Source organism: Pararhizobium sp., from assembly GCF_035497515.1.
In the GTDB taxonomy this organism is placed as follows: Bacteria; Pseudomonadota; Alphaproteobacteria; order Rhizobiales; family Rhizobiaceae; genus Pararhizobium.
Map to the genome: position 1 here is coordinate 84,403 of NZ_DATJDJ010000110.1, position 11,425 is coordinate 95,827.

The 11,425-nt window shown below is 61.1% G+C and carries 13 protein-coding genes; 7 read left to right on the forward strand and 6 right to left on the reverse strand.

Annotated elements, in window-relative coordinates; all coding sequences use genetic code 11:
* The first annotated feature begins 181 nt into the window (after window positions 1-181).
* The 5 genes from VL202_RS11835 (at window position 182) to VL202_RS11855 (ending at window position 4,036) form a co-directional block, all read left to right on the forward strand.
* On the forward strand, window positions 182-925 hold the full coding sequence (locus tag VL202_RS11835; RefSeq protein ID WP_325464315.1) for a fumarylacetoacetate hydrolase family protein: 744 nt from the start codon (window positions 182-184) through the stop codon (window positions 923-925).
* A 185-nt stretch (window positions 926-1,110) separates the two neighbouring features.
* On the forward strand, window positions 1,111-1,986 hold the full coding sequence (gene panC / locus VL202_RS11840) for a pantoate--beta-alanine ligase (protein ID WP_325464316.1): 876 nt from the start codon (window positions 1,111-1,113) through the stop codon (window positions 1,984-1,986).
* Window positions 1,987-1,988: 2 nt separating this feature from the next.
* Window positions 1,989-2,816: a 3-methyl-2-oxobutanoate hydroxymethyltransferase gene (gene panB, locus VL202_RS11845; protein ID WP_325464317.1), complete on the forward strand. Its 828-nt coding sequence runs from the start codon at window positions 1,989-1,991 to the stop codon at window positions 2,814-2,816.
* A gap of 189 nt (window positions 2,817-3,005) precedes the next feature.
* The gene (locus VL202_RS11850) at window positions 3,006-3,722 is read left to right on the forward strand and encodes an AzlC family ABC transporter permease (protein WP_325464318.1); all 717 of its coding nucleotides are present in this window, start codon (window positions 3,006-3,008) and stop codon (window positions 3,720-3,722) included.
* A 2-nt stretch (window positions 3,723-3,724) separates the two neighbouring features.
* A complete protein-coding gene (locus VL202_RS11855; protein ID WP_325464319.1) occupies window positions 3,725-4,036 on the forward strand; it encodes an AzlD family protein in 312 nt (103 codons plus the stop codon).
* 6 nt (window positions 4,037-4,042) lie between these two features.
* Here the strand turns inward: VL202_RS11855 and VL202_RS11860 are convergent, their stop codons facing one another.
* The 5 genes from VL202_RS11860 to VL202_RS11880 all read right to left on the reverse strand — a co-directional run bounded on the left by VL202_RS11860 (window position 4,043) and on the right by VL202_RS11880 (window position 8,995).
* Window positions 4,043-5,878, reverse strand: coding sequence for an aminopeptidase P family protein (locus tag VL202_RS11860; RefSeq protein WP_325464320.1), 1,836 nt, complete (start codon window positions 5,876-5,878; stop codon window positions 4,043-4,045).
* Between the two features lie 245 nt (window positions 5,879-6,123).
* Window positions 6,124-6,657 carry a hypothetical protein gene (locus tag VL202_RS11865; protein ID WP_325464321.1) on the reverse strand — a complete coding sequence of 178 codons (534 nt, stop codon included), beginning with the start codon at window positions 6,655-6,657 and terminating at the stop codon, window positions 6,124-6,126.
* 492 nt (window positions 6,658-7,149) lie between these two features.
* Window positions 7,150-8,043, reverse strand: a complete 894-nt coding sequence (locus VL202_RS11870; protein ID WP_325464322.1) for a 50S ribosomal protein L11 methyltransferase — start codon at window positions 8,041-8,043, stop codon at window positions 7,150-7,152.
* Between the two features lie 73 nt (window positions 8,044-8,116).
* Window positions 8,117-8,716 carry an SCO family protein gene (locus VL202_RS11875; protein WP_325464323.1) on the reverse strand — a complete coding sequence of 200 codons (600 nt, stop codon included), beginning with the start codon at window positions 8,714-8,716 and terminating at the stop codon, window positions 8,117-8,119.
* 120 nt (window positions 8,717-8,836) lie between these two features.
* On the reverse strand, window positions 8,837-8,995 hold the full coding sequence (locus VL202_RS11880) for a hypothetical protein (RefSeq protein WP_325464324.1): 159 nt from the start codon (window positions 8,993-8,995) through the stop codon (window positions 8,837-8,839).
* 270 nt (window positions 8,996-9,265) lie between these two features.
* On the opposite strand from VL202_RS11880, the gene VL202_RS11885 reads away from it, so the two are divergent.
* Entirely contained in the window at window positions 9,266-9,733 is a 468-nt protein-coding gene (locus tag VL202_RS11885) for a chemotaxis protein CheW (protein ID WP_062580074.1), read from the forward strand.
* Window positions 9,734-10,033: 300 nt separating this feature from the next.
* Window positions 10,034-10,663 (forward strand): bifunctional nicotinamidase/pyrazinamidase, encoded by a 630-nt coding sequence (gene pncA, locus VL202_RS11890; protein WP_325464325.1) that lies wholly within the window; start codon window positions 10,034-10,036, stop codon window positions 10,661-10,663.
* A 13-nt stretch (window positions 10,664-10,676) separates the two neighbouring features.
* Here the strand turns inward: pncA and VL202_RS11895 are convergent, their stop codons facing one another.
* Window positions 10,677-11,174: a CreA family protein gene (locus VL202_RS11895; RefSeq protein ID WP_325464326.1), complete on the reverse strand. Its 498-nt coding sequence runs from the start codon at window positions 11,172-11,174 to the stop codon at window positions 10,677-10,679.
* Between the last annotated feature and the right edge of the window lie 251 nt (window positions 11,175-11,425).

An 11,425-nucleotide genomic window follows, 5' to 3' on the forward strand; every position in this document is an offset into this window, starting at 1 on the left:
CAAGCTGGGCCTGCGCGGTTTTTCCCGCGGCCGGCAGGAATGTCGTGGCCTGTTCAGGCAACAGCATGCGTGCACCCGTTGCCTGAAATTCGACGCGACACCCGCATCGAAATAGTGTCACTATGGGTTCAGGCGGTCGCAGAACTGCCGCCGATAACAGAACCCGAGGAACACGCAAGCGATGAAACTGGCCACTTTGAAAGACAGTACCCGCGACGGCAAACTCGTCGTGGTCTCCAAGGATCTGACCCGCTGCTCGGAAGTCGGTCATATCGCCCGCACGCTGCAGGCGGCGCTCGACGACTGGGCGCATGTCGCCCCGCGTCTGGAACGGGTGGCGCTCGGCCTGGAAACCGGCTCTCAGCCGACCATCCGCTTTCACGAACACGATGCTGCCTCGCCCTTGCCTCGCGCCTTTTTCTGGGCGGGCGGCTCGGGCGGCTTTTCAGGTCCGCGCGATTCCATCCGGCTTGCGGCCGGTGCATCCGATATCGTCGTCACCACGCAACTTGCGGTTATCGTTGATGACATCGACGCGGCGGATGGCAAGGACGCGGCAAGCCGGAAAGCCGCACTTTTCCTGCTGTCCAGCGACATTTCGGTCGGCGGCTCCAATGCCGGATCGTCCTTCTCGCCGGTGGCGGTGACGGTTGACGAGTTGGGCGACGAAGGCCATCTCGCGGTGCTTGTTCGGCGTAACGGCAAGTCCCAACAGTGCGGAACGGTCAGTGCGAAGGATGCCATGTCCGGTGTCGGTGCAGTTGTCGCCGGACGCCCGCTGATTGCCGGCAGTATCGTTGCCAGCGGCTCCAGCCGCGTCTCGTGCGATCTGGCGGTCGGCGATACCGTGCGTATCGAGATGAAGGATCACACCGGCCACTCGATCTTCGGCGCCATTGAACAAACCGTGGAAACGCGCGACTGATACTAGCGCGGTTCCGGTCGCCGGGTTCCCCATTCCACTGACAATTCTGCTTCTTCCTGAATTGTCTTTCTGCACTGCACACGTTAGGAAACCTCGCCGGGTTTCCACGGATATTCCTGTGTGACCCGGAAAGAGCCAGCCGCCATCAACGCGACGGCAAGCTTTGCGGATTGGAGGATCCTCGCATGGAAACAATCACCACCATTGCGGACCTGCGCGCGCGCCTGGCGGAACATCGCCGTGCCGGCAAGTCCATCGGTCTGGTGCCGACCATGGGTTACCTGCATGTCGGCCATATGGAACTGGTCGCCCGGGCGCGAACGGCAAACGACATCGTCGTCGCCAGTCTTTTCGTCAACCCGCTGCAGTTCGGTGCCAACGAGGATCTTGCGAAATATCCACGCGATCTCGCAAGGGACCAGGCGATGCTCATCGAGGGCGGGGCGGATTTCCTGTTCGCGCCGGGCGTCTCGGATATGTATCCGCGCCCGATGGAAACGGTGGTCGATGTGCCGACGCTTGGCGGCGAACTTGAAGGAAAGGTTCGCCCCGGTCATTTCGCCGGCGTTTCGACGGTGGTGACCAAGCTTTTCAACATCGTCCAGCCAGACCGTGCCTATTTCGGCGAGAAGGATTTCCAGCAGCTGCAGATCATCAAGCGCATGGTCGATGATCTCGCACAGCCGGTCGAGGTGATCGGCGTTTCAACGGTGCGCGAAGCCGATGGTCTCGCCTGTTCTTCGCGCAACGTCTATCTGACCGCGGCCGAGCGGGCCGCCGCTGCTATCGTGCCGAAGGCACTCGACGAGGCCGAGCGGCTGGTTGCCTCGGGCCTAGCGGACGTGGCGAAGCTGGAACGGGCGATCACGGATTTCATCGCTGCCGAGCCGCTGGCAAAGCCTGAAGTGGTGGCAATCCGCGATCCGGAAACCCTGCATACTCTCACCGAAATTGGCGAAAAACCGGTTCTTCTGTTGCTTTTTGTCCGCTTCGGGAGCACGAAGCTGCTCGATAACCGGGTTTTCAACCCGAAAACGGCTAAATTTGCGAAGGTGGCGTGAACATGAGTGTACAGGCAGTGAAGCGTCGCCTCAGCCCCGGCAATATCGAAGCATTGAAGGGCGAGCGGCCGATCGTCAGCCTCACGGCCTATACGACGCCGATCGCCCGGCTGCTCGATCCGCATGTGGATTTCATGCTGGTGGGCGATTCGCTCGGCATGGTGGTCTACGGGCTCGATTCGACCGTCGGCGTCACGCTCGACATGATGATCGCCCATGGACAGGCGGTCATGCGCGGGTCGGAAAAGGCCTGCGTCGTCGTTGACCTGCCGTTCGGCTCCTACCAGGAATCGAAGGAGCAGGCTTTCAGCAGTGCCGCGCGTATCCTGAAGGAAACCGGCTGTAGCGCCGTCAAGCTCGAGGGCGGGGCCGAGATGGCCGAGACCGTCGATTTCCTCACCCAGCGCGGCATTCCGGTGCTCGGTCATGTCGGCCTGATGCCGCAGCTCGTCAACACGATGGGCGGTTACCGTTCCGTGGGGCGCAACGACAAGGAAGCGGCGAAGATCCGCCGTGACGCCAAGGCCATCGATGATGCCGGCGCCTTTGCCATCGTCGTCGAAGGCACGATCGAGCCCCTGGCACGCGAGATTTCCGCGTCATTGCGGGCGCCGACGATCGGCATCGGCGCTTCGCCGGCCTGCGACGGCCAGATCCTCGTCTCTGACGACATGCTGGGCATCTTCAGCGATTTCAAGCCACGTTTCGTCAAGCATTTCGCCGAACTCGCGCCGCAAATGTCGGCTGCCTTCGAAGCCTATGCCAGCGAGGTGAGGGCGCGGACGTTCCCCGGCATCGAGCACACCTTTCAGGTGAAGCCCAAGCCCTGATGATCCCAGGGATCATGCCCGGAAATCCGCCTGCGCGGATGTCCGGGATTCGATCAGAAAATCGGATCGCTCTATCAATCTTATTGAATTGTCGGTTGCGGCCTCGCGGCCTATCTGTGGATTCGATCTCAGGCGCGTCTCAATCGGGCGGCGGCGGCTTTGTTCGGTCGCCTGTTCCGGAAAGTTCCCATGACAAAAGATGATTTCTGGAAGGGCGTTCGCGGTGGTTTCCCCGTGATGGTTTCCGCCTCTCCGTTCGGTGCGCTGTTTGGTGCGCTGGCGGTGGACAACGGCTTTTCGGTCTTCGATGCCGTCTTCATGAGCAGCACGGTCTATGCCGGCGCCAGCCAGATGGTCGGCATCGAACTGTTCGGCCACAATGTCCAGCCGTGGCTGATCGTACTCTCCATCTTTGCGGTGAACTTCCGCCACATCCTCTATTCGGCGTCGATCGCGCGGCATGTCCGCCATTTCTCGGCCGTGCAGAAATTCTTCACCTTCTTCCTTCTGGTCGATCCGCAATATGCCGAAACCGAGAAGCGGGCGGAGCGCGGCGAGCCGGTCACGTTCTGGTGGTATCTCGGCTTCGCGCTGATCATCTATCTGCCCTGGCAATTGATGACGATGTTGGGCGCCATCTTCGGCCAGATGATCGGCGATCCCCGTTCCATCGGCCTGGATGTGCTGTTGCCGATCTATTTCCTCGGGCTGGTCCTCGGCTTTCGCAAGCGCGATCACTGGCTGCCGGTCGTTGCCGTCAGTTCGCTGGCGTCGATTGCCGCGATGCATTTCGTGGGGTCACCGTGGCATGTCAGCATCGGCGCGATTGCCGGCATTCTGCTTGCCGCCTGCAAACCGCTGCCGGCGATAGCGGAAGAACCGGTCACCCTGGAGCATGAGGTCTGATCATGGACAGCACCCAGCACCTGCACCTGATCTACATCATTCTCGCGGCCGCCGTGGCGACGTTTCTCACCCGCATCGGCGGTTACGTGATGATCACCCGGATGAAGCGCATCCCGCCGCGCATGGAAGCGGCGCTGAACGCCGTTCCCGCCGCCGTGTTGTCGACGCTGGTTGCGCCTGCCTTCGTCTATGGTGGCTGGGACGTCGCCGCGTCGATGATCGTCGCCTTCTTCGTCGGCCTGCGCTTTTCATCGCTGTGGATGCTGCTTGCCGGCTGGCTCGTCGTCATGGCCATCCGGAATATCGGCATGTGACAACGGTTAGCGCGTCAGCGCCGCCGTTGCCTTGTCGAGCCAGGAAAGTACCGTCTCGTCGGAAATCAGCGGGGCCAGCTTTTCCCGCGTCAGGCGGTGATAGCTGTTCATCCAGTCGAGTTCATCGTCCGTCAGAAGCGCGGTGACGATCAGGCGGCGGTCGATGGGGCAAAAGGTGAGGGTTTCGAAACCAAGCATCGGCAGGTCGCCGCCGTCGATCTCGCTCGCCTCCAGCACATGCACCAGATTTTCAATGCGGATGCCGAAGGCGCCGGGACGGTAGTAGCCCGGTTCGTTCGACAGGATCATGCCCGGCAGCAGTTCCTGCATGGCGGCGCGCGAGATGCGCTGCGGGCCTTCGTGCACGGAGAGATAGGAGCCGACGCCGTGGCCGGTGCCGTGGGCGAAGTCGGCGCCGGCCTTCCAGAGCGCGATGCGCGCCAGCGGATCGAGATCGACGCCGCGCGAGCCCTTCGGAAAGCGGGCGGTGCTGATGGCGATCATGCCCTTCAGGACCAGAGTGAAGAATCGGCGCTGGTCTTCCGGCACGGTGCCGATCGCGACCGTACGGGTAATGTCCGTGGTCCCGTTGATATACTGGCCGCCGGAATCGATCAGGAACATCGTGCCGTCGGCGATGGCAAGGTCGCTCTCCGTCGTCACGCGGTAGTGCATGATGGCGGCGTGGGCGCCGGCGCCGGAAATCGTGTCGAAGGAAATGTCCTTCAGCGGGTTCTGCATGCGCTCGCCGACCGCCTTGCGGAAGGATTCGAGCTTCACCGCGGCGGCGATCTCGGTGATCTCCCCCGGCGTCGTGCCATCCAGCCAGGCGAGGAACTCGACCATCGCCGCGCCGTCCTGCAGATGGGCGCGGGCGGAGCCCTCGAGTTCGGCGGCGTTTTTGCGGGCGCGGGGCAGGCGAGCCGGGTCGATCGCTTCAATCACCGTGCCGCCGCTGACGCGAATGCGCTCGGCAAGCGCGAAGGCCGCATGGTCGGGATCGATCATGATCTTCGCGCTGGTCGCGGCCAGCGCGGCGACCTTGTCTTCGAAGGAGGAGGGCGCCTCGAAAGTGGCGAGTTGCGTCAGGTAGGCCTCTTCCTCGATGCCGGCCTTGCGTTTGTCGAGAAACAGCTCGACCTTGCCGTCCGCATGGACGATGGCGCGGGCGAGCGGATGCGGTGTGTGCGGTACGTCACTGCCGCGGATGTTGAAGGCCCAGGCGATCGACGAAGGATCGGTCAGCACGACAGCATCGGCGCCGGCTTTCGAAAGGTCCGTTGCCATGGTGGCGAGCTTGTCCCTGGCGAGCAGGCCGGCATGATCGAGCGGCTGGATCCTGACGCGGCCGAGTGGCGCTGCCGGCCGGTTCTCCCACTGTTTGTCGAGCGGATTGTGATCGAGGAAGATCAGGGCGCCGCCCAGTTCCTGCAGGGCCTTTTCGAGCTTGCGGACTTCCGCTCCGGTATGCAGCCAGGGATCGATACCGAGGCGGAAGCCCTTGGCGCCATGGCGTTCCAGCCAGGTATGCGGCGGCTCGCCGACGAGGTCTCCGCCCTCGAAGACGCTTGCGTCCACCTGCTCGGCCAACTGGGTGACGTAACGTCCATCAACGAAGACGACCGCCTGACTCCGCGTGATCAGCGCAATGCCGGCCGAGCCGGTGAAGCCGGTCAGCCAGGCCAGCCGTTCCGCCGATGCCGGGACATATTCTCCCTGGTATTCATCGGCGCGCGGCACGAGGAAGCCATCGACATTCAGGTCGGCGAGTGCCGCGCGCAGCGCGGTGACGCGCGCCTTGCCGAAGTGCGGTGTGGAGGTGACATCGAAGGACTGGAACATGGATTTTTCCGAATTTTGGCTGAAGGCGGAGCCGATGGGCAGATCGCGCCGGGCGACCGATACACGCCGATTCCTCAAAGGTGGATATACTCTACTGCACAATTCCTTAAATCGGAATCGATTTAAGGATAAAATTATCCTGCATATTTAAAGTGTTACAGCGACCTTTGGGCGTCATATTTGGCGCTCGGCGCTGGAGCGGAAACAGTCAGGGGAGTGATAGTCCGTGTTTCTTGCCTGTCCCATCAATCCTTGACGAATTCCCGGATGATCTCCCATGTCAGCCGCTGATTGTTGCGTGCCCAGCGATCGTCGGTGAAGAACACTGGCTCAGCCGGCTCCCAGCCACTGCAGCTGAAATCCGACTGTCGAGCAAAGAATGCGACGAAATCAGCTTCGTTGTGCCAGACGGTGATCGGATCTCCGACACTGTGTCCGCCGTCCTGGATTTCGCGCAGCGCAATCGTATCGCCCGTCCGGATCAGTCCCTGTCCGCAATAGTCGCGATGAAATTCATGGATCAGCCCCGTGCCCGGTTTGCAGGTCATCAGCTTGCGGTACAGATCACGCGCCACCCGGGAGCCGAACGGTGCGTGACTGAGACGATCACGACATTCGAGATGTCTGCGTTCCATTTCTTCCTCCGATGCATCGATCAGGGGATAGGGCGGCCAACCGGCCTTGTCGTCCAATGACCTGCCTCGCATAGACCAGAGTATCGACCCGACAATCCAGGCGATGACGCCAAGGCAGATAAGCGGTATCGCTGTCGCAAACATTCATCTCCCTCCGCCGTCTGTCGTAATTATCATACTTATGCGCTCAGTGCATGGCACCCATGCTGCATTGCACCTAGACCGATTTCGAAAATAGTCTATAAAACCACTCAACGAACACGGACGCAAATCTGATGTTCACGCAAATGCCTTCGGGCAAGAGCTGCATGGTCTGAACATGGTTGGTCATCCTTCTCCTCCTCCCTCCGGGTGGCCAATTTCAGACCGTGAAGAGTCCGCTTGAGCGCTCCTCCTCCTCAAGCTCGCGGACATGACCGGCTTGCCGGTCAGCGGGCGATGCTTCGGCATCGCCTTTGTTTCGAAAACCCGCTTGTCCACGACGGACAGGCGGGTTTTTCTTTTTCACCTATTCAGAGGTATTGCTCCCGAGCGAGGCGGAAGCGCTCTACAGCGCCGCGCGCCAAAGATGACGCGCAGAGGTCGCTGTAGCACTTTCAATACACTGGATAATTTTATCCTTGAATCGATTCCGATTTAAGGAATCCTGCAGCAGGCGCGATCGAGATGGATCGTGACCCAGCCATTGCGCCAGATCGTGCGGACATGGCGCAGGTGCTGGGCATTGTAGGCCGACAGGACCTTCCAGCGCTGCGAAGCCAGGATGCCCGAGAGGATGACGGATCCACCCGGCGCAAGGTGATTTGCCAGTTGCGGCGCCATCTTGATCAGGGGCCGGGCGAGGATATTGGCGATGATCATGTCGAACGGGCCATGTGTATCGAAGGCCGGCGAATGAAAGCCGGGGGCGGTGATCGTTGTGATGCCGGTGGCGATGCCGTTGCGCTTGACGTTTTCGGCGGCGACGCGCGTGGCGACTGGGTCGATGTCGGTTGCCAGCACCGGTACAGGCTTCAGCTTGCGCGCCGCGATCGCCAGCACGCCGCTGCCGGTGCCGAGATCGAGCGCATTGCGCACCTTGCGAGAGCGCATGACGGTTTCGATGACCTCGAGGCAGCCTGCCGTCGTGCCGTGATGGCCGGTACCGAAGGCCTGGCCGGCGTCGATCTCGATGGCGATGTCGTTGAGGGCAACCTTGTCGCGGTCGTGCGAGCCATGCACGAGGAAGCGGCCAGCGCGCACCGGCGACAGGCCTTCGAGCGACTTGGCGATCCAATCGACATCCGGAATGACTTCCCGCTCGATCACGACGTCAGGGAACCGCTCGGCGACGACATCGGCGAAGCGCTCGCGCATGACCGTTTCCTCGTCGAAATCGATGTAGAGCGATGCTTCCCAGCGATCCTTCTTCTCGTCCATTTCCATCGTCGCGATGGCGTAGCCTTCATCCTCGAAGGCGTCTGTCATCAGGCTCATCGCGACCTCGGAAAGTATCTCGGTCGTGGTGATGAAAAGGCGCAGGTCACTCAAGGTCTTTGTCCTTTGGATCGGGCAGGGGACGGCTGTGGCGCTCTATCACGCGCTGCGATCAAAGGCAAAGCGCTTAGCGCTTGGTCAGGTTTTCCAGCTTCTGGACCGCCGTGTCCGGGTTCTCGCCGTAGGCGATCGTGCCGGTGAATGCGCCCTTGGCGTCGAGGAGGAAGACCGAGGCGGTGTGGTCCATCGTATAGTCCCCGGTCGGGTTCTTCTCGTCCAGCGGGATCTTCTTGGCATAGACCCGAAACCCCTTGACCATTTCCATCACCTTTTCCGGCGGGCCGGAAATGCCGGTGATGCGCTTGGAGACGTTGGAAACGTACTGATTCATGATCTCCGGCGTATCGCGCTCCGGATCGACGCTGACGAAAAACGCTTGCAGCTTCGTGCCGTCCGGATCGACCCTCTCCAGCCAGCCGTTGAGTTCGAACAGGGTCGTCGGGCAGACTTCCGGGCAATGGGTGAAGCCGAAGAAAACGGCGGACGGCTTGCCGGTGAAGGCCTTCTCGCTGATCGGCTGGCCGGTCTGGGAGACGAGTTCGAAGGGAACGCCGAACGGGCCTGCGGCCAGATGGTCCTTCGCATTGCTTATCCGGTAGGCGGTATAGCCGAGTACCGCCGCGACCACTGCCACTGCTACCCACAGAACGATACGTAAAGTCTTCATGGAGATATCCGGTCACCTGCTGAACTGTCGCTGTTGAAATAGCGGTTCGGGACCGGCGTTGCAAACGTTCAGGCGGCCAGCGTCAAAATGTGACAGGACCGGTCAGAAGCACAAAGAATGTCAGAAGCACCAGGAAAGCCCGTTTTCGGCCATGGCGAGAAACATCTCCGGACCCTGGACGATCCAGCCAATGAAGGCCGCGCCGGCCAGAAGCAGGCCGCCACCCGCCGCGACGGTGGCGATCAGGGATTTCGGATATGTCTTGTCGTGATCATTCATCCGACGATGATACTGCCGCGCGCTCCCGATGAAAAGGTCGTTTCATGCGTCGAAGACCTGTGCTCGTGCCCGGAGGGTCGTTAAAATTGGGTGACCGTTTTAGCGAATGTTTAATTTGTGTTTGCCATGTTCCAAGGGCGCGAAGGGGTGTCATTGCCCTTTTTGACATGACGTCGCCGGTTTTTGATAGAGTCGGTATCCCGCATTGTCCACTCCGTCGTCCGTGCCGAAGGCATCGGGTTCCGCCGAAAACTGGGAAGAATTCTGATCATGAACAACAGTGCCATCAAGCAATCCGGTGCCTACCTGGAAATCGTTTCCTTTCATCTGGGTGATCAGGAGTTCTGCATCGACATCATGGCGATCCGCGAAATTCGCGGCTGGGCGCCGGTGACGCCGATGCCGCATACGCCACCCTACGTTCTCGGCCTCATCAACTTGCGCGGCGCGGTGATCCCGGTCATCGACATGGCCTGCCGGCTCGGCATGAAGATGACCGAGCCGTCCGAACGTTCGGCCATCATCGTCACCGACATCGCCGGCAAACTGGTCGGCCTGCTGGTCGAGCAGGTTTCCGACATGATGACCATCAAGAGCGAAGCCCTGCAGCCGGCACCGGAAATCATTCCGGAAGCCCAGCGTGCCTTCTGCCGCGGCATCGTGGCGCTGGAAAAGACCATGGTCTGCTTCCTCAACCTGGACACCGTCATCGCCGACGAACTTGCGCAGGCTGCCTGAGCCGAGACCGCACGCTTTGTCGAAAATCAACGGACACCGCGCGGTTCACCCGGCGGTGTCCGTTCGCGTTTTGCCCGATCGCGCATCGTCCGGGCGAAAGCGGCTTGGCGCATGTCTTGCTTCCGGTTTACAGCGCCGCGCGTCAAGAATGACGCGCGGCGCTGTAACACTTTAAATATGCTGCATAATTTTATCCTTGAATCGATTCCGATTTAAGGAATCATGCAGTCATGTCACGCTCTGCAGGCAGGCGGGGTTCCGCCCTGCCTTCGCGACCTGATGCCGGAATGGAGACCGCCCATGAAATGCCTCTTGCTCGTCGATATCCAGAACGGTTTCTGCTCCGGCGGAAACCTGGCCGTGCCGAATGGCGAGGATGTCGTGCCAATCGCCAACAGGCTGATCGCTGACGGTGGATATGATCTCGTCGTCGCTTCGCAGGACTGGCATCCCGCCGATCACGGCAGCTTCGCTTCGCAGCATCCGGGTCGCAATCCCTTCGAGATGGGCATGCTTGGTGGCAAGCCGCAGATGCTGTGGCCGGATCATTGCATCCAGGCAAGCCGCGATGCCGATTTCCATCCCGAACTCAACACCGCCGCTGTCGATCATGTCCAGCGCAAGGGCGAGAATGTCGCGGTCGACAGCTATTCGGCCTTTCGCGACAATGACCAGTCGGCACTCACCGGACTGTCGGATTATCTCACAGGAAAAGGCGTCGATACGCTCGATGTCTGCGGTCTGGCCACAGATTATTGCGTGAAGGCGTCGGCGCTCGATGCCAAGGCGATGATGCCGGATGTGGATGTGCGGTTCATCGCAGACGCCAGCCGGGGCATCGATGCTGCAGGCGTCGAGGCGGCGATTGCCGAAATGGATGCCGCAGGTGTCCGTATCCTGACATCAAGGGACGTGCTCTCCGGAGCCTGACCGCACCATCGACCTATTGCGGTGCGCCTTCGGTCCAGGTGACGTTCTGTCCGAACAGCGGGATGGTCGAGATCGACATCTTGGCCGAGCCGTCGGTCAATTCACGCGAATGCGCCAGGTAGATCAGCGTGTTGTTCTTCTTGTCGTAGATGCGGGTGACGACGAGCTTCTTCCAGATCAGCGACAACCCCTCGCGAAACACTTCCTCGCCTTCCCGGGTCAGGTCGATATCGCCGATTGTCACCGGGCCGGTCTGGCGGCAGGCAATCGAATTGTTGGAGGGATCCTCGAACCAGTTGCCGTTCTTCAGGCGATCGATGACGCTGCGATCGAAATAGGTCACGTGGCAGGTAACGCCCCCGATTTTGGGATCGCTGACCGCATCGATGCTGATATCGTTGCCGAGCCAGTCGACACCGACTTCACCCACTGTTTCAGCCCGGACAGGAAGCGACGCAAACGTGGCCGCGACAAGGGCGAGGGCGGTGAACAGGCGGATGCGAAAGGTCATTGGCGGTTCTCCATGAGGGCATAGCTCACATAGGTGTGCCGCCCGCCAATGCAAGCCGGGATGCGAGGAGCCTCAGGCTGTATTGGGGAACTGCAACGGCACCGTGGAGGCGGCCGCTGCCGCACGCATCTGGGCCGCGGCACCGGCAAGCGCCCGGCTGCAGGCCGAGGAGTACAGGTTTTCAGCGACGCTCAACCGGTCGCGTCCGGCGGCCTTGGCTTCATAGAGCGCGCCATCGGCGCGGATCATCA